The 17842-nt window shown below is 59.3% G+C and carries 13 protein-coding genes; 2 read left to right on the top strand and 11 right to left on the bottom strand.

All coding sequences use genetic code 11. The features are described from left to right. Positions 1 to 2628, bottom strand: a 2628-nt coding sequence (locus tag VHE12_12050) for a hypothetical protein (GenBank protein HVZ81511.1), incomplete at its 3' end; no start/stop codon positions are given. Between the two features lie 577 nt (positions 2629 to 3205). Between VHE12_12050 and VHE12_12055 the strand changes: the two genes are divergently transcribed. Both VHE12_12055 and VHE12_12060 read left to right on the top strand, forming a co-directional pair. Next, entirely contained in the window at positions 3206 to 5065 is a 1860-nt protein-coding gene (locus VHE12_12055; GenBank protein HVZ81512.1) for a tetratricopeptide repeat protein, read from the top strand. A gap of 70 nt (positions 5066 to 5135) precedes the next feature. Beyond that, positions 5136 to 6170, top strand: coding sequence for a fatty acid desaturase (locus tag VHE12_12060; protein ID HVZ81513.1), 1035 nt, complete (start codon positions 5136 to 5138; stop codon positions 6168 to 6170). 7 nt (positions 6171 to 6177) lie between these two features. Here VHE12_12060 and VHE12_12065 read toward each other — a convergent pair whose 3' ends face one another. The 10 genes from VHE12_12065 to VHE12_12110 form a co-directional block, all read right to left on the bottom strand. Continuing rightward, on the bottom strand, positions 6178 to 7317 hold the full coding sequence (locus VHE12_12065; GenBank protein HVZ81514.1) for a glycosyltransferase family 39 protein: 1140 nt from the start codon (positions 7315 to 7317) through the stop codon (positions 6178 to 6180). Then, positions 7305 to 8270: an RluA family pseudouridine synthase gene (locus VHE12_12070; GenBank protein ID HVZ81515.1), complete on the bottom strand. Its 966-nt coding sequence runs from the start codon at positions 8268 to 8270 to the stop codon at positions 7305 to 7307. The genes VHE12_12065 and VHE12_12070 overlap by 13 nt, the downstream gene beginning before the upstream one ends. Positions 8271 to 8289: 19 nt before the next feature. Next, positions 8290 to 9111, bottom strand: a complete 822-nt coding sequence (lgt, locus tag VHE12_12075) for a prolipoprotein diacylglyceryl transferase (protein HVZ81516.1) — start codon at positions 9109 to 9111, stop codon at positions 8290 to 8292. Continuing rightward, positions 9111 to 9593 carry a signal peptidase II gene (gene lspA / locus VHE12_12080; GenBank protein HVZ81517.1) on the bottom strand — a complete coding sequence of 161 codons (483 nt, stop codon included), beginning with the start codon at positions 9591 to 9593 and terminating at the stop codon, positions 9111 to 9113. The genes lgt and lspA (VHE12_12080) overlap by 1 nt, the downstream gene beginning before the upstream one ends. After that, complete coding sequence (gene lspA / locus VHE12_12085; GenBank protein HVZ81518.1) at positions 9590 to 10075, bottom strand: signal peptidase II; 486 nt, start codon at positions 10073 to 10075, stop codon at positions 9590 to 9592. Before lspA (VHE12_12085) ends, lspA (VHE12_12080) begins: the two co-directional genes overlap by 4 nt. Beyond that, the gene (gene ileS / locus VHE12_12090; protein HVZ81519.1) at positions 10072 to 12933 is read right to left on the bottom strand and encodes an isoleucine--tRNA ligase; all 2862 of its coding nucleotides are present in this window, start codon (positions 12931 to 12933) and stop codon (positions 10072 to 10074) included. The genes lspA (VHE12_12085) and ileS overlap by 4 nt, the downstream gene beginning before the upstream one ends. Before the next feature lie 97 nt (positions 12934 to 13030). Then, positions 13031 to 14290, bottom strand: a complete 1260-nt coding sequence (locus VHE12_12095) for a diguanylate cyclase (protein HVZ81520.1) — start codon at positions 14288 to 14290, stop codon at positions 13031 to 13033. Positions 14291 to 14329: 39 nt separating this feature from the next. Beyond that, on the bottom strand, positions 14330 to 15817 hold the full coding sequence (gene glgA / locus VHE12_12100) for a glycogen synthase GlgA (protein HVZ81521.1): 1488 nt from the start codon (positions 15815 to 15817) through the stop codon (positions 14330 to 14332). 75 nt (positions 15818 to 15892) lie between these two features. Continuing rightward, a complete protein-coding gene (locus tag VHE12_12105) occupies positions 15893 to 17407 on the bottom strand; it encodes a bifunctional UDP-sugar hydrolase/5'-nucleotidase (protein ID HVZ81522.1) in 1515 nt (504 codons plus the stop codon). An 84-nt stretch (positions 17408 to 17491) separates the two neighbouring features. Beyond that, the gene (locus tag VHE12_12110) at positions 17492 to 17842 is read right to left on the bottom strand and encodes an STAS domain-containing protein (GenBank protein ID HVZ81523.1); all 351 of its coding nucleotides are present in this window, start codon (positions 17840 to 17842) and stop codon (positions 17492 to 17494) included.

Below are 17842 nucleotides of genomic sequence, written 5' to 3' on the forward strand. Positions count from 1 at the left end.
GTTGGTCGGGGTGTTGGTGGGGGTGTAGGTGAACACAGGGGTCCAGGTGTCCGTGGGCGTACGGGTGGGCGTATCGCTGGCCGTTGGGGTGGGCGTGTTGGTGACGGTGTGGGTGTTCGTGGGCGTGCGGGTCGCCGTGGCTGTCGCGGTGTTCGTGGGAGTGTTCACGTAGGTATCGGTGGGGGTCGCGGTGGGCGTCCGGGTTGCCGTGGATGTCGCCGTATTCGTCGATGTTGGCGTAGCCGTCCTTGTGTTCGTCGCGGTACTGGTGGCGGTATTCGTCGCAGTCGAAGTGACCGTATGGGTATTCGTGGCTGTCGAGGTCGCGGTGGAAGTGGCGGTCGAAGTGGCGCTGTTGGTATTCGTGGGAGTACTGGTCGGGGTAAAGGTAAAGATCGGGGTCCAGGTATCCGTGGGAGTATGGGTCCGGGTCGCCGTCGCGGTCGAGGTCGTGGTGTTCGTGCTGGTCACCGTGGAAGTGGCCGTGGACGTGGTGGTATTCGTCGAAGTACTGGTCGAAGTAGCCGTCGAAGTGGTGGTATAGGTCGAAGTACTGGTGGCGGTCGCGGTCGAGGTGGTGGTATGGGTGAAAGTGCTGGTGGAGGTGCTGGTGGAAGTGGCGCTGGAGGTGGCCGTGTTGGTCTTGGTCGCCGTGGCGGTGGGGGTCTGGGTCGCGGTGGAAGTGGTGGTGTTCGTCGAAGTACTAGTGGAGGTCGCGGTCGATGTCGTGGTGTTGGTCCGGGTGGCCGTGGAAGTGGCTGTCGAAGTCGTGGTATAAGTCGAGGTACTGGTGGAGGTGGCCGAAGAGGTCGCGGTGGAGGTAGTCGTGTTCGTCCGGGTGGCCGTAGCGGTGGGGGTGGGAGTAGGGGTATTGCACCCACCGGTCACGTTCACATTGATCACCGCCGAGTTCTCGACCCCATACTCGGTCGAATAAAAGGTCGCCTGGTTGGGAATGACGCAGGTCGAGGGTGAGGCGTTCACGTTCACCCAAAACTTGATCGTCTGGGTCGTGGCACAGGACACCGAGCCCAGGTTCCAGACCAAGGGGTTCGGGCCACTCGAAGGCGCCGGCGAAGCCCCGACGTAGGTGACATTGGTACTGAGGGTATCGGTGATGGAGACGTTGGTGAGTGTGTTGCAGGCGCTCCAGCGGTATTCGTCGTAGTACATGTTGGCGTTGTAGTCGGTCTGGTAATAACCCGAATAGCCGTTGGCATAGGTGCAATCCGTCACCGTCCCCACAGTCACATAACCCGATCCCGAGTCATAGGCGATGGTGAAATTGCAGTTGGTCATGGCGACCTGGACCCAGGAAAAGGAATTGATGCTGTTGGGGATCGGATCCCCAGAGAGGGTGAAACTCTGGACCAGGGTATTGTCACGATAGAACTGCAATTGGTCGCCTCCGGACCCACCGTTAAAGACCCGCAAGGTGTAGCCGTTGGAGCCGTTCCACCGGAAGGCGATGCCATCCGCGGTCTGCCACTGGGCCTGGGAGAGGCGCACCTGCAGGAGCCCGTTGTTGCCGTAGGAGGACCCGTTCACGATGACCGAAGGGACCGTCCCGCCGACGATGGGCGACACATAACCGCCGCTCGTCTCGCTCCAACGCTGGTTCCCCATCACCTGCATCCAACCCACCGGGGGAAGGCTTCCGTCGTTGTCATTGTGCGTGTCGGTGACGCCCTTGGAGGACGGGTTGGAGTAGGTCAGGGTGTAGGTGATGGGCCCGCCGGGGGCCTGCGAGGCCCGGTCGGCGCTTTTGGAGAATGTCGGGGTAACAGGGGTCGGCGGGCAGGAAGTCTTGAAGGCCAGGACGTTCACCCAGTGGGTGGTCTTGCTGGTTTGCAGCGCGTTCCCCAGGTCATAGCTGAACTTGGTCGTTCCCGGCGTGAAAGCGGAGATCCCATAGTAGGTGTCGATATCGGCCCAAGGCGAAGGTCCCGGGGAGGTGAGCACTCCGGGGGCGCTCTGCCATTGCACCACGGGGGAAGAAACGCTGCTGGAATAATTCACGATCTGGTCCGTGAACTGGTCCAGGTGGGACTCCAGGTCCTTGGATCCGCCGATACGGGTGAAACGGGTGTCCGGGGTGCTGCAGACCGGGTTCCCCTCGCAGGTCCAGTCGATGTTGGTCTTCTGGGGCGGGAACCCGTATTCATAGGTCCCCTCGGCCACATGCCAGACATAGAGCCCATCGGCCAACGCCACGGTGGTGAGGTTGTTGTCGCTGGGATCGACGTACATCACAACGAGGGAAGAAGCGATGAAGCCGGCCCCGATGGTATAGACCCCGTTCCCCGGCGACGAGACCAGGGAGGTCACGTCATAACGGGTGGAGCAGTAAAAATCGCTCCAGCAGCTCGAGCCCGTGGTTCCGTAGACCGGATGGACCCAGGAGTGGTTGAAATCCCCTTGCCCGGTGATGGTCCCCGTGATGGGCGAACCATTGAAGGTGGTGGTGTTGGTGCAGGCGCCATAGCTGGACGTTTCCTTCACGGTCCAGAGATAGACCCGGTAAATGCTCGCGCCCGCCGGGATCCCGCCAATGGTCACCAGATTCGAGTTGCTGGTGTTGGCGGCGTAGTTCGCGCCCGTGGCCGTCCAGTTGATGAAGTGGGTCATGTTCTGAAGATTGGGATAACCTGAACCCACCGGGGGACAACCCGAAGTGACCGGTGGTGAATAAGGCCCCAGTCCTAAGCATTGGGCTTGAAGAACGGATGGAAGCGAAGCCAGGAAGAAAGAGGACAAAAGAACAACAACTCGTATCCTGCTTAGGGATCGGGAATGAGGATCGATCGATTTTTGATCCGTCTGTAAGTTCTTCATTACCATCTCGAATCGTTTCGAGAGGACTAAATGGACCTATCCCCTCGAATTCTTGACGTTAAAACAGGTATTTATTTTATTTATTAAGTATTTTTGTTCGGAAAAGGACCCTTGGCAGAGGGCCAGGCGTAGGTTCGATGCTAAAAATATAACAGAGTTTACATGTTAAACCAGTTAATTTTTGGGCTTTTTCGGTTAAAAAGCCATTTCTACCCCAAAATTAAAGGCATAGAAACTCGATCAAAAAAGTTCACTTTTTTTCCAAAAAAGCCTTATTTCTTGGCCTAAAAAAATCTGATCCTCGAGGACCTGAAAAAATAAGAGTTTTTAACCCCTCAACCACCTTTGCCTTAATGTATATGCAGAAAATATGCCCATTCAACCACCCACCCGCCTCAAAGCCACTGTACTTCAGCCCTGGACCCTCACTTGGGTAGGCACCGGCGTTCTGTTGGTCCTGCTTTCGCTCAAGAAGATCGGCTCCTACGACCTTGGTTTCCACCTCACGATCGGGGAGTGGATCTGGCGGAACCGCCAAATCCCCCACCAGGACCTTTGGACCCAAATGGGTGGGGATTACTTGGACCCCCATTCCCTCTTCCAGGTCCTTCTTTTCTTGTTCCACCAATGGGGCGGTTTCCCGCTGGTCTCCATTGTCTTGACCCTCCTGCTCTTGGGGATCTTTGGGCTCCTGGGTTCACGTCTCCGGGCCACCCAAGCCCCCTCCGGGATCCGTTGGCTCCTCTTCCTCCTTGCCCTGCTCATGACCGAACGCCGTTTCATTCCCCGCCCCGAGGTCGCGAGTTGGTTGTTCCTCAGCTGGAACCTTTGGGTCCTGGGAAACCCCCGGCAGGACCGCCGGTGGGCCTGGAGCTTGGCCCTTACCCAGTGGCTCTGGACCTGGACCGAAGGGCTTTTCATCCTGGGCTTCCTTATCCAAGCTCTCTTCTGGATCGGCGGACGGTTGGACCAAAAAAAATGGGACCCCATACTGGGAAAGGTCCTGGGCCTGGGCTTCCTGCTCTCTTTCCTGAACCCCAACGGTTGGAAGGGCCTGCTTTTCCCTCTCACCCTTTGGCAAAGGTTCCAGGACCCTCTTTACCAGGGTTCCATCTCGGAATTCCTTCCACCCCTTAAGGTCCTGGCCACCCAGAACCTCCACTATGACTCCCAACTGCATGTCTGGTTGTTCCTGGTCCTGTCCCTGGCCTGCCTGGCCGGCTTCCTTTGGACCTGGTCACGCAGGACCGCGACCGAGTTCCTACTTCTTATTCCCTTCCTTTTCCTCGGCTGGACCTCGGTACGGAACATCCCCCTCTTCACCTGGGTCGCCATTCCCCTTTTGGCCCGGATCTACCGGGACCTGGAACCCCGACCGGTCGGTCATTGGGTCCGTCACCATGGGGCCCCTTGGGTCGCGGTGTTGATCACCCTCTTCCTCGGCTTTCGTGTAATGACCGATGCCTTTTACGTGAAGGACCGCAGGTTGGACCGTTTCGGGATCGGCCTTGATCCCGAACGGCTGCCTTTAGCCGCCGCGAATTTCCTGAAGAAGGAAAAGTTGAACGGGGAGATGCTCAATTCACTGGACTGGGGCGGATGGCTTTCCTGGGAAGGGGCGGGCCAACCCTTCATCGACGGAAGGCTGGAAGTCCCTTCCCGCGACCGCTTCGCGGATTACCTCCAGAGCTTCCGTTCCGGGGGCTTGGAACCCTTCCTGGAAAAGGTCCGGCCGGACCTCCTGGTGATGGAATACAACACGGCCCGGCCCTGGGTCCAACAACTGATGGCCATGCCCGACTGGCGACTGGTCTATTTCGACGAGAATTCCGCTATTTATCTCCGCAAAGATTACGCCCCCCAGGTCCCCCGGCTGGATATGTCCCTTTGGCTTTCGGCCAGGAGATTGGCGCCCATTCCCGAAGCGGAACTATCGGAACAGGTGCGTTCGACCATTCCGTCGGGCCCCTTCGCCCGCAAGGAATACCCGATCGGGCTCGGGAGCGAGGGTCTCTTCGCCCTCAGTTTGGGGGAGTATCCGGCCTCCCAGGCGCTTTTCGCGCGCCAACTCAGGATCGCCGGCGGGGGCTTCGAGGAGATCTTCTACAACCTGGGTATCACCTGCCTGCACTTGAAACAATGGGGAACGGGCCGGGCTTGCCTGGAGAAGGTGCTCCAACTGGACCCAGGGAACGCCGAAGCCCTGCGGATGCTGGGCCAATTGCCCTGAGCCGGCTCCGCTTCCAAAGGCGGACCCTTTGGGATAAACTCGCTGCCGCCACAAACCCGAAAAGGACACCATGGAAAACCAACCATTCCCCATGGCCGAGGCCAAGAAGATCGTCGAGGACCTCTTCGAGCCCAGCCACTTCATCTACTGGACCGATCTGCTGCTGAACGCCGGCATCGGTTGGGCGGCCTTCTATGCCGCCTGCGTCCTGCCGGACCTTTCGACCCTTCAACTGCTGGCGGTGGCGGTCAGCGTCGTGACCCTCTATCGGGCCGTCATCTTCATCCACGAACTGACCCACTTGAAGAAGGACACTTTCGGGGTCTTTCGCGCGGTCTGGAACCTGATCTGCGGGTTCCCTTTCCTGGTCCCTTCCTTCACCTATATGGGGGTCCATATCGACCATCACAAGCAGAAGCTCTATGGCACCCGGGAGGACGGTGAATACCTGCCTTTCGTGCTACTGGGGCGCTGGCGCATCGTGAGCTTTTTCCTCATCATGCTCGTTGTGCCCGCGGTCTTCGCCTTGCGCTTCCTCTTGACCCCCCTTTCCTACGTCATCCCTCCCTTGCGGAAACTTTTATGGGAATACCTCTCCTCCCTTTCCATCGACCCCGAGTGGAAAAGGCCCGCACCCGCGGAACGGGACGGCAAATGGTGGCGGCTGCAGGAATTCGCGACCTTCCTCTTCATCGCGGCCTTCCTGGCGGCCCTCTGGAAGGGCTTCCTGCCTTGGAAGATCTTCATCCTCTGGTACCTGGTGGCGGCCCTCATCCTGGTCCTGAACGGGGTCCGCACCGTGGCGGCCACCCATTGCTACCGCAACCCCGCCGACCACGTGTTGGAATTCTCGGAACAGTTCCTGGACTCGGTGACCATCCCCGGTAACGACCTCGTCTCGCCCATCTGGGGCCCGGTAGGCCTGCGCTTCCATGCGGTGCACCACCTCTTTCCGGGCATGCCCTACCACCACCTGCAGGAAGCGCATAGGCGCCTGATGAAGGAATTGCCCGGGAATTCGGTCTATCGTTTGAGCCTGCGAAAGAGCCTGTGGGACGGTTTCATCCGGCTTTGGGACGAGGCTGGAAAAAAGAGGCCCGCGTAGCCGGCCCTTACGAGATGTAATAATCGAGGGAATATTCCAAGGCCAGGATCACCTGCAGCACCGTACTGGCCGCCAAAAAGATCCCCTCCCGCCCGCTCCAACGCCGGGCCAGGAACGCGAAGAACGGGAAAAGGACCAGCGCGTAGCGGGAATAGGGGATCAGGTTGCCGCTGAGGGCGGGGACCAGCACCATGACCGCCAGGTAGACCCATTCGGCCCTTCCCATGGAACGCCATCCCGCGACTAGGACCGTTAGTAACCCGAGGAACAGGACCCGGTTCAATAACGCGCACTCCAAGCCTATGTTCCCCTCTCCCAGGTTGAAGAAACCGTGCAGGAAGACCCCCCAGGGTTGGAAGAAGTGGCCCACCGAGAAATTCCCCACGAAATATTTTTGGGCCGCAAAGGACGCAAAAGGATCCCCTGTCCAATAACGCATGAGCCCCAGGTAGGTCAAGAATCCCAGGAGGATGCCACCCAAGGAAAAAGACGCGGCCCGTCGCCCGCCCGCCCGTCCCCGCTCCCAAAGGAGCACCATCAAGGGGGGTATCAACAGTATCCCCGTGGGCCGTGTCAAGGGAAGCAGGAAGGCGAAGAACAGGGCCGGCTTCCAATCCCCCCGGCGTGCATGGAACCAAAGTCCACCGATCAGGCAAAGGAACAGGGATTCCGTATAGATGAGCCCCATGAAGAACGCGGTCGGGAAGGTGAGGATGAAAAGGCAGGCCAGGAAAGCCTCCCGTGCATCAAGCGTCTCCCGGAAAATGAGGAAAAGATAAGCCATCGCCCCGAAGGTCAAAAGATGAGAAATCAGCAACGCCGCCAGAAGGTCATTCCCGCCCAAAAGGCGACCCATGATCTTGATCAAAAAGGGGAATAAGGGATAAAAAGCATTGGCCATGTGCCCAGGGCGGTAGCCTTCCTGGGACAGGTAAAGATAGATCTGGCCGTCCCAGGTCTTGTAGTGGGTCCAAAGGTCGGGAGGCGCTTGAAAGGGATAGGTGAAATTGGCGTAGTAATTGGCGCTGTTGAAGGGGAACAGGAAGGCCCCCGCCGCGATCACCAGCAGGACCAAAACCTTCAAAACCGCCGTCAAGAAGAGCAGGTTCTTCAGGTTATAGCGCGCGTCGCCCTTTATCCTTTCCAAACCACATCCTTCCAGACGGGGGCCGCGAGCCCCAAGGCTTGGACCGCTGCCGTGAGGTCCTCCGGCGGAGGGGCGAAAAAGGACAGGGCCTTCCCCGTCTTCGGATGCTGGAAACTCAGCCGGAAGGCATGGAGCATCTGGCGCCCAAAACCCCCATGGGAGGAGCCATAGACGACGTCCCCCAGGATGGGATGATGGATGAACTGGAGGTGCACCCGGATCTGGTGGGTGCGTCCGGTCTCCAACTTCAAGTGGAGCAGGCTGGCCTCGTCGTTGGCGGACAAAGGGACAAAATGGGTCTTGGCCGACTTGCCGCCTTCGGCTTGGACCGCCATCTTCTTGCGGGCCGAGACGTGCCGCCCAATGGCCGCGTCGATCAGGCCCGGTTCAGTGACCTTGCCTTTGACCAAACCCAGATATTCCCGCGACATCTGCCGGTAGCGGATCTGCTTGACCAGGGATCGGTAGGCCAGGTCGGTCTTGGCGACCGCCAGGAGCCCTGAGGTGTCCTTATCCAGGCGGTGTACCAGGCCCGGCCTTTGGACCCCGCCGACCCCCGCGATCTCGGGGCAATGGGCTACCAGGGCATTGATCAGGGTGGAATCGGGGTTCCCCGCCCCGGGATGGACCACCAGTCCCGCGGGCTTGTTGAGCACCAGCAAATGGTCGTCCTCGAACACGATATCCAGTGGCAGGGATTGAGCCGGGATCTCGGAGGGTTTGGAAGCGGGGATGACCACCCGGAAGGCTTGGCCCTCGGTGACGGGCAGGCTGGCCTTGAGCGGCTTGGCGGCGAAGAGGGGCGTTACGTGGCCTTCCTTGATGAGGTTCTGCACTTGGTTTCGAGAAAAGGAAGGCAGGTGGGAAGCCAGGAAGACATCGAGCCTTTGGCCTCCTTCGCCGGCCTGGACGGTCCAGTTATTGGATTGGGCGCTGAGGGACGAGGGTTCCATGGGTGGATTGTAACCGAATTCAGGCGAGGCTTTTGCCCTTATTGGCCTTGAACAGGATCCAAACGATGGCCAGCAGGGACAAGGCGATGAGGATGCCGCTGACCGCCTGGGACGCCGAGTTGAAGATCACCAGGTAGTGTTTGTTCCAATCGCGCCGCCAGAACTCGATGACCAGGCGTAGGGTGCCGTAAAGCAGGCCATAGAGGGCGATGGACAATCCCGGGAAGCGCATGATCCAACGACGCAGCAAGAGCAGGAGGAAGAACAAGACCAGGTCCCCCGCCAGTTCCCAAAGCTGGGTCGGCAGGTGCGGATGGTCGTCCGGGGCGCCCGGGAAGATCCATCCATGGCCCCAATCCAGGAAACCGCTGTGGGGTTCGGCCACGTTCCCGTAACAGCAACCGTTGAGGAAACAACCCACCCGACCGACGGCCTGTCCCAGGAGGATGTAGGGCGCCACCAGGTCCAGGCAACGGACCGCCGGCCACTTCTCATGGCGCACCCAGACCAAGGCCCCGGCCACCGCGCCGAAAAAGCCGCCGTAATAGACCAGCCCGCCTTCCCAGACCTTGATCGCGTCCAACCAATGGCCGTTCTGGAATTCGGTGTAGTTCTCCAGGACATAGAAGATTCGGGCGCCCACGATGGAGGAAAGGATGACCACCACTCCCAGGTCGAAGGCCTTCTGGAAACCCTGGTGGAAGGTCAGCCCCAGGTCGGGGGCGATATATTTCCCGGTGTCCCGGGCGAAGAGGTAGATGCTGAAACCCAGCGCCACCGCCAGGCAGAGGCCGTAGGAATAGAAGTGGAGGGGCCCGATCGAGCCCAGGACGGGATACATCAGCGGCTCCTTTGCGGCGGGCGTTCCCGCCAATAGGTGAGGATCAACAGGGCCAACCCGACGGTGATGCAGGAATCAGCGACATTGAAAATATACGGGAACCACTGGTGTTGATGGAAGCGCACGTCGATGAAATCCACGACCTGCCGGTAAACCACCCGGTCCACGAAATTGCCCATGGCGCCTCCCCAAATGAGCCCTAGGGCGAAACGTTGGAGCACCTTCTCCTTCGGGATGAAACGTTGGAAGGCATAGACCACGACCCCCGCCCCCAGGGTGATGATAAGAAAAAAAGGGACCCTGGCCCAGGCGGGAGTATTGGCCATGAAGCCAAAGGCCGCGCCGGGGTTCTGGATATGGGTGAAGTAAAGGTATCCGGGGATGACCGTCACGGAACGGCCCAGCTCTAAGTGGTGAAGGACAAGGAATTTGGTGAACTGGTCGGCCAGGAGGGCGGCGATGGAAACGTCCCGCAGCCTCATGCGGAGGCTTTCTGCCGCCGACTGGAAAGGAACTCGTACAGGAGATAACCCAGGCCGATGGTGATACAGGCGTCCGCCAGGTTGAAGATGTAGGGGAACCATTGATAGTCCTCGAAACGCATGTCGATGAAATCCACCACTTTGCCGTAGAGCACGCGGTCCACCAGGTTGCCCAAAGCCCCGCCCCAGACCAGCCCCAGGGCCACCCGGGTCGCCCAGCGGTCATGTGGAAGCATCCTCTGATACATATAGACGATGGCAGTAGCCCCCAAAGTGGCGACAATAAAGAGGGGGATCCGCACGAGGGCATCCATCTGGGCCATGAAGCCGAAGGCGGACCCCGGGTTCTGGGTATAGGTGAAGTAGAGGTATTTGGGCAGGAGCGGCACGGACTCGTTGAGTTCCATCGTCCGGAGGACCATGAACTTGGTCAATTGGTCCAAGGAAAGGACCAAGAGGGAGACCCCCGCCAGGGCCATCATCCCTGGGCCGCCATGGCCGGGTGGACCTTCACGACAGGCGCACAGCGGTGGCAAAGATCGGCGAGTTCCTTGTCCATCTGCCCGGCCGGATAGTAGTTCCAGCAACGGGCGCACTTAACACCATCGGATTTACGAGGATCGACATCGATTGCGCTACCCATTTCTTTTCCGCGAAATGCCGACTCTGGAGCTTGCCCAGATTTAAAATCAACTTTCGAAACCAAAAAGAAATAGCGAAGATTCTCCTTGTGCTTTTCAAGTGCGGCTCTAGTTTTCTCATGGGCAAAATCAACATAGAGATCCACCTCCGCCTCCAAAGAACTGCCGATCACTTTCGATTGACGGAGCCCTTCGAGGGACTTAGAAACAACCCTTTTTGCTTCCAATATTTGTTCCCACTCGTCCAGAAGCACACCGTCCGAATTATATTCAGCGGATGGCCATTTAGACTGAAACACGCTTTTTTCATTTTGGCCTTTGAAAGAATCCGGAAGCGATTGCCAGATTTCTTCTGCCGTGAACGAAAGTATCGGTGCAATTACAACCACATAACTTTTTAATATGTCGTACAAAACAGTTTGAGCTGCACGACGCTCTTTTGAATCAGAAGCAAAGGTATAGAGCCTATCTTTTAGAATGTCGAAATAACCAGCGCTGAGGGTCACGGAAAAAAATGCATCCACGACATGGAATACACGAGTAAAGCTGTATTCGTCATACGCCTTTTTAAGAACACCCAAATTACTTGCAGCCCATGTCCAAGCCCAACGATCAACCGAAAGAAAATCCTTTTCATTCACCCTATTTTTCGCGGGGTCGAAATCCGACAAATTCCCCAGGATGAAACGGAAGGTATTACGGATACGGCGATAGGCCTCGGACATACGATTGAGCATCTCCTCACTGATGGAGACGTCCTCGGTGTAGTCCTCGGAGGAGACCCAGAGCCTCAACACATCGGCCCCATATTTCTTGATCATGTCCTGCGGGTCGATGACGTTCCCCAGGCTCTTGTGCATGGCCTTGCCGTTCGCATCCAGGACCCAGCCATGGGTGAGCACTTGGGTGAAGGGAGCCTTGCCCTTCAGGGCCATCCCGGTCCAAAGGGCGTGTTGAAACCAACCCCGGTGCTGGTCGCCACCTTCTAAATAGAGGACCTGGGCGTCCTTCTTGGCGATGGAGGCCTTCAATTCGGGCCGTTGGTCCATGACCGCGAAGTGGGAGCTTCCGGATTCGAACCAGACGTCCAGGATGTCCTCTTCCTTCACGAACTCGGCGGAACCGCAGGAACATTGGAACCCGGAAGGCAGGACGTCGGCGGCCTGGTGTTGGAACCAGCCGTCGATCCCCTCTTTTTCGATCAGCTTGACGGTCGCGTCCAAGACCTTCGCGTCGGCCACCGGCACACCACAGGTCTTGCAATAGAGGACCGCGATAGGGACACCCCAAGCACGTTGGCGGGAAATGCACCAGTCGGTACGGCCTTCGACCATGTTCCGGATGCGGTCCTGGCCCCAGGCCGGGATCCATCCCTGGGTCTTGCCGATCTCCCCGATGGCATCCAGGCACTTCTTGCGCAGGTCCTTGTGGTCCAAAGCGATGAACCATTGGGCAGTGGCCCGGAAAATGATGGGGTTCTTGGAGCGCCAGCAATGGGGGTAGCTATGTTTGATCTTCTGAACTGAAAGCAGTCGGCCCAACCCCTTCAACTGGTCGACGATCTTTGGGTTGGCCTCCCACACGCTCTGCCCCTGGTATTCGGGCACTCGGGCGTCATAGCGTCCGGCTTCGTTCACGGGCGAATAGACCGGCAGGTTGTATTTGAGACCGATCTCATAGTCTTCCCGGCCATGCCCGGGGGCGGTATGGACCAATCCGGTCCCGGTATCGGCCGTGACATGGGTCCCGACCATGACAAGCGAGTCCTGGTCCAGGAATGGATGGCGGGCCAAGGCCCGGTCGAGCTTTTCACCCTTCACCTCTTCCAGGACCTTGTACTCCCCTTCTTTCCAGCCGCAAGCCTCGGCCACCTGGGACAAGAGCACCTTGGCCAGGATATAGACCTGGTCGCCCTTCTGGACGGTCACATATTCAAAGTCAGGATGGACTGAGATCCCCAGATTGGCGGGGAGGGTCCAAGGGGTCGTCGTCCAGATCAGGAAGGACAGGTTCGTCCGGGGCGTCTTGGGGAAAACCCCGTCTGGCAGTTGCTTGGCCGGAAAGGCAACAGTCACGGACAAGGATTCATGGTCGGCGTATTCGACCTCGGCTTCCGCCAGGGCGGTCTGACAGACCGGGCACCAGTGAATGGGCCTCAAGCGACGTTCCACATAACCTTGGGAAAGTAGTTGGGTCAGGGCCTTGACCAGGGAAAGCTCATAGGCCGGGTCCATGGTCATATAAGGATGGTCGAAGTCGCCGAAGATCCCCAGGCGCTTGAACTCGTCCCTTTGGCGGTCCAGGAACTTTTCGGCGTATTGGCGGCATTCCTTGCGGATCTCCACCTTGGACATGCTCTTGGCCTTGGAGCCGAGCTTCTCCATGACCTTATGCTCAATGGGCATCCCGTGGCAGTCCCAACCGGGAACATAGGGCGTGTCAAAGCCCTGGAGGGCCTTGTACTTCACGATGATGTCCTTGAGGACCTTGTTCAGGGCGTGGCCCATGTGGATGTCGCCATTGGCGAAAGGAGGACCGTCATGAAGGACATAGGCGGGCGCGTCCGGGCGTTTGAAGGCGCCCTTGTGGAAACCCCATTGTTCCCAAAGCTTCGCCCGTTCCGGCTCCGTCTGGGGCAGGTTGGCCTTCATGGGGAAGGAGGTCTGGGTGATGTTGAGGGTGGACTTGTATTCGGCCATTTTTCACCTAAAAGCGCGGGAAATGAAGAACCGCAAGAATATCAAAGGCAGGGGCAAATGTTGAGGGTTTTCTAGGAAAGGCTTTGCTTCTGTCGGCTTACCCGTTCACCCGCAAAATACTGTTGTCGCCGCCCACCCCATCGTGGATACGCTCGGGGTTGCTGGGGTCGGCGATCCATTCGGCATCATCCAACACGAACTTGTAATGGTAGAGGCCTGGGTTGAGGGAAATGGTGAAGAGGTAACTCCCGTCCCCTTGCTTCACCATGAGGTCCGCGTCCTTGTCCCAATTGTTGAAGTTCCCCACCAGGGCGACCTTTTGGACCCCGCGATAGGGCCAGAAATGGATCGGGATCTTGATCGGCGGGTCGAAGGAGACCACCCGGTTGCGTCCATGGTTCTTGGCCTGGTAAAGGCTCTGGTCCGCCTTCTTGATGAGGTCATCCTCGGTCCCCGCATCCACCGGGAAGGTCGCCACCCCGGCCGAAAGGGTGAGCTTACCCATGGGCTGGTGTCGCATATGGTCGAAGAGGGTCTCCTCCACCCGCTGGCGGACCCGCTCGGCGAAATCATGGGCCCTTTTCCGGGCCGTTTCGGGCAGGACCACCACCAGCTCTTCACCCCCATAGCGGGCCACGATGTCCACTTCCCGGGCCTCCTGCTTGAGGATGGTGGCAATGCGTTTCAGGACCTCGTTGCCCGCCGGATGTCCGCTGGTGTCGTTGTATTTCTTGAAGTGGTCGATATCGAAAAGCACCAGGGACAAAAGACGGTGGTAGCGGTCGGCGCGGAGCCGTTCCTCCTTCAACCGTTCCAGGAAATAACCGAAGTTATAAAGGCCGGTAAGCCGGTCGGTGATCGCCATCTGCCGGGCCCGCTCGTAGAGCAGGGCGTATTCGATGGCCAGCACGTCCTGGCCGTCCCCCTCCTCCCGCAGGCGCATGGCCCCCTCGAAGAAGACCAGTCCCAGGCGGTTCAGGAGCATGGAGACCTGATCCACCTTCTGGCTGAAGTCCTGCCCCGAGGTGCCTGGGGTCTTGACCGATTCCCGGATGACATCCCGCATGAGGAAAAGCTGGATCACGATCTCGGTGGAGGCCAGGTCGTGCTCCTCCTGGAGGCGCTTCAAGTGGACCAGGATCTCCTTGAACTGGGCGTCCACGGCCTGTTCGGGGGATCCGGAGCGCTCGACGACGGCCACCAGGTCCCACAAAAGGCCCCGCATCTCGGCGAAGACCGCCCTCTTCTCGCGGGTCCCCTCCAATTGGGCCGCTAGCTGGGTCAGGGACTTCTCCCAAAGGGCGCGCAGGGCAGACTCCTCTTGATGGAGGAATTGGGATAAGGGGTCGTGGGACATGGTCGGATTTTACGGAAAGGAAGGTGAAAAAACGATGGGTCAGCTCTTAGGAGCCGCGATCTTCCTATAAAGCTCAAGGTATTTGGCCGCGGAAGCGTCCCAGGAAAAGTCCGCCCGCATGGCCCGGTGGACCAATTCTTTCCAAAGTTTCGGCTGACGAAAGGCCTCCAGCGCCCGACGCAGGGCAAAGAAGAGTTGGTCGCCCCGGTACTCATCGAAGACGAAGCCGTTACCGGACAGGCCATCGAGGGAAAGGTTCTCGACCGAATCGGCAAGTCCCCCCGTGCGTCGCACCACCGGGATGGTGCCATATTTCATGGCGATCATCTGGCCCAAACCACAGGGCTCGAAACGCGAGGGCATGAGGAATAGGTCGCTCCCGGCGTAGATGAGCTTGGCCAGCCGGTTGTCGAACTTGAGCTCCGCCGCCACCCGGTCCGGGTGCCGGCGTTTCATATCCTCGAAGAGGGCGTGGTAACGGGGGTCGCCGGTGCCCAGCACGACCAGTTGGGCGTCCTGTTCCAGGAAACGGTCCATGATCTCCGCGATGAGGTCCAGGCCCTTCTGGTCCACCAGCCGGGAGACCAGGCCCACCACCGGCGTCTGCCCGTGGTAGGGGAGACCCACTTCGGCCAGCAGCTTGTGCTTGGACTCTTCCTTCTTATCGTGGTTCTTGGCGGTGTATTGGGCGGGGATGTCCTCGTCGGTGGCGGGGTTCCATTCCCCGTAATCGACCCCGTTGAGGATGCCGTGCAGGTCCGCCGCGCGTTCTCCCAAGACCCCCTGGAGCCCGTGGCCGAACTCGTCGGTCTGGATCTCCCGGGCATAGCGCTCGGAAACGGTATTAAGGGCGTCCGAATAGACCAGGCCGGCCTTGAGGTAGTTGATCTGGTCGTAGAACTCCATCTTCTCATGGGTGAACTCTTCCCAACCAAGCCCGGTCATGGGCAGGACATACTTCGGGAAAAGGCCCTGGTAGGCCATGTTGTGGATGGTGAAAAGGCTGCGGGCCCGGCCCAGGTATTTGTCCTTGGAATAGAGCAGCTTCAGGTAAGGGGCCACCAAGCCGGTCTGCCAGTCGTTGAGGTGGATGATATCGGGCGAAAAGCGGAGGGCCCGGCACATTTCCAGCACCGCCCGCGAGAAGAAGGCAAAACGCTCGGCGTTGTCCTGGTAGTCGCCTTCGGGGCCGCCATAGAGCCCGCTGCGGTCGAAGTAACGGTCGTTCTGGATGAAATAGACCTTGCCATGGGTGTTCCCCAGGCGGGTGGAAAGGATGTCGGCGCTCAGGTCGCCCATGCCCATGGGCACCGGGATGAGGCGTTCCTCCAGGTCGAGCTTGTAGCGTTCTTCGCTGATGGCACGGTACTTGGGAAGGACCAGGGCCACTTCGCACCCCAGCTTCACCAGGGCTTGGGGAAGGGCTCCCGCCACATCGGCCAAGCCACCGGTCTTCACGAAAGGCACCGCTTCCGAGGAGACGAAAAGGACCTTCAAGGGACGTGAATGCGAGGAACCGCGGGGCATGACCCGACCTTCCGGCAAAAGCCTATTGGAGTGCGGGCATTATAGAAGTGGCAAAAAGGGTGTCAAGCGAAGGGGTCATTTCCAGCGAACATCCATGTCCGCCTGCCCCCAACTCGGCTTGGATTTGAGCGCTTCCTCCAGCAGGGTCCGGACGGTCAGGGTGGTCTTGCGGCGGGAGTGGATCGCCCGGAAGGATTCATAGCCCGCGCCGCCGCCCGCGAGGAAATCGTTCACAGCCACCAGGTAACGATGCTTGTTGTTCAACGGCTCCCCATCGACCACGACCTTCATATCGTTCCCTTGACCCTCCACGGTCAGGCCCGATACCTGAAGGAAACCATCCTGCCCCTTCTGGGCCTGCGAGGTCGCCAGGGCGTCCCGCAGGACGTGCCCCGGAACGTCCAAGACGATCACTTCCCCTTCCGAGGGGCAGATCTCATAGAGATTCTCCCGGGTGAGCATGCCGGTCTTGAAGACCGGACGGAAGGTCTGGTTGGGCAGCAGGGCGATCTGGGTATGGGCTTCGTTGCGCAGGGCGTCGACAGCTATTTCCCCCACCAGCGAATCCCCCTGGTTCCGGCCCGTCAAATCCCCGGTCACTTTGGTCAAGGCCTCGTCCAGGGGCTTGTCGCTGAGACGATCGTGGTATTTCTGAAGGAGGGCGGTCATCTTCGGGTCCTCGGGAAGGTCGGCCGTGATGGGGATGACCTGGTAATGGTAACTGGTGATGTCATAGGCGGAGGTCCTGGTCTTCAGGTCCCGGTGGCCGTTCACCACCAGGTCCAACCGGCCCAGGTAGAGGCCGCGGGGACCAGGCTGGCAAAGGATGGGCCCCTTCAGGCTCCCGTCCCGGTTGGTGGACACGATGGGGTCCTTCGAGGGCTCGGACCCCTTCCCCGAGATGACCACATGGAGGAAGGTGTTGTCCTTGGCGAACTTCTTGGCGTCGTCCAGGCCCTGGCGGGTCAAGGCGATGAAGATGTCGGCGTCCTTTTTGAAAATGGAATGCAGGCCCTTGGCCACGAGGCCGGGCGAGTTGAAGGTCAGGCCCTGGGTCACCACCCGGCCCACCTTCGAAGGGGTCTCCGGGTCGGCAAAGCCGATGATCCCCACCCGCACCCCGGTGGACTTGAGGATATAGGCCCGCATGAAGGGCTGGCCGCCCCGGTTCACGTTGGCCGCCACCCAGGGCAGGCCGAACTGGCGGCGATATTCCACGATACTTTTGGTCCCGTAGTCGAAGTCGTTCTCGCCCAGGCAGACCGCGTCATAGCCCATCAGGTGGTAGGCCTCGCAATCGGCCGCGCCGCGGCTCAGCTCGGAAAAGGGGGTCCCATCGATCAAACCGCCGCAATCGACCAACACCACGTGGGCAGGCCCGACCTCCTGGCGGATCTTCTCGATGAGGGCCATGCGGCGGGAGACCCCGCCCACCAGGTCCGAACCCTTCGGGTCCCGGACCGGGTCCAACTGGCCGTGGTGGTCCCCGGTGAAGAGGATGGTGAGGGTCACCTCCCGGGCGGTGGCCGGGACAGGGGCCATCAGGACGGAAAGGCAGAAAGCGAAAAGGAAAGGGAGCATCTTTTTCATGGCGCACCTCGGAATGACTGGGATCGGAAAGAACGGGACATCTGGGGGTTGGGACGCTTGATCGGACGGGGTAGGCCCGGGGGCCTAAAATTCGCTCACCGCGTCCTGTTCGGTCTTGAGGATATGGAAGAGGCCCGGCAGTTCCAGTAGGTCGAACACCTTATAGATGTCAGGGCTGACGTTGGCGATCTTGATATCGCCCCGGTTCTTGCGGACGTCCTTGATGATGCTCATCAGGACCCCGAAACCGGCGCTCGAGATGTAGGTAAGCTTCTTCATATTGAGGACGATCTTGTACTGCTTCTTCTTGAAGAGGTCCTGGAGGATGGCTTCGAACTCGCCAACGGTGTTGATGTCGAGGACACCTTCGATGTCCACGACCGTCACCGATGTGTTGGACATGGCCGATCGGGAAGCCAAGACCAAACGCTCCAT

It is taken from the genome of bacterium (assembly GCA_035549195.1).
Taxonomy (GTDB): Bacteria; Oederibacteriota; Muellerivitia; order Muellerivitales; family Muellerivitaceae; genus DASZRK01.

Excerpts from the sequence above, each read along its gene's own strand:
- VHE12_12095 (HVZ81520.1), bottom strand. The coding sequence starts at position 14,290 with ATGTCCCACGACCCCTTATCCCAATTCCTCCATCAAGAGGAGTCTGCC.
- VHE12_12110 (HVZ81523.1), bottom strand. The coding sequence starts at position 17,842 with ATGGAGCGTTTGGTCTTGGCTTCCCGATCGGCCATGTCCAACACATCG.
- VHE12_12055 (HVZ81512.1), top strand. The coding sequence starts at position 3,206 with ATGCCCATTCAACCACCCACCCGCCTCAAAGCCACTGTACTTCAGCCC.
- lspA (HVZ81517.1), bottom strand. The coding sequence starts at position 9,593 with ATGAGGCTGCGGGACGTTTCCATCGCCGCCCTCCTGGCCGACCAGTTC.
- VHE12_12060 (HVZ81513.1), top strand. The coding sequence starts at position 5,136 with ATGGAAAACCAACCATTCCCCATGGCCGAGGCCAAGAAGATCGTCGAG.
- ileS (HVZ81519.1), bottom strand. The coding sequence starts at position 12,933 with ATGGCCGAATACAAGTCCACCCTCAACATCACCCAGACCTCCTTCCCC.
- VHE12_12105 (HVZ81522.1), bottom strand. The coding sequence starts at position 17,407 with ATGAAAAAGATGCTCCCTTTCCTTTTCGCTTTCTGCCTTTCCGTCCTG.
- lspA (HVZ81518.1), bottom strand. The coding sequence starts at position 10,075 with ATGATGGCCCTGGCGGGGGTCTCCCTCTTGGTCCTTTCCTTGGACCAA.
- VHE12_12070 (HVZ81515.1), bottom strand. The coding sequence starts at position 8,270 with ATGGAACCCTCGTCCCTCAGCGCCCAATCCAATAACTGGACCGTCCAG.
- glgA (HVZ81521.1), bottom strand. The coding sequence starts at position 15,817 with ATGCCCCGCGGTTCCTCGCATTCACGTCCCTTGAAGGTCCTTTTCGTC.
- lgt (HVZ81516.1), bottom strand. The coding sequence starts at position 9,111 with ATGTATCCCGTCCTGGGCTCGATCGGGCCCCTCCACTTCTATTCCTAC.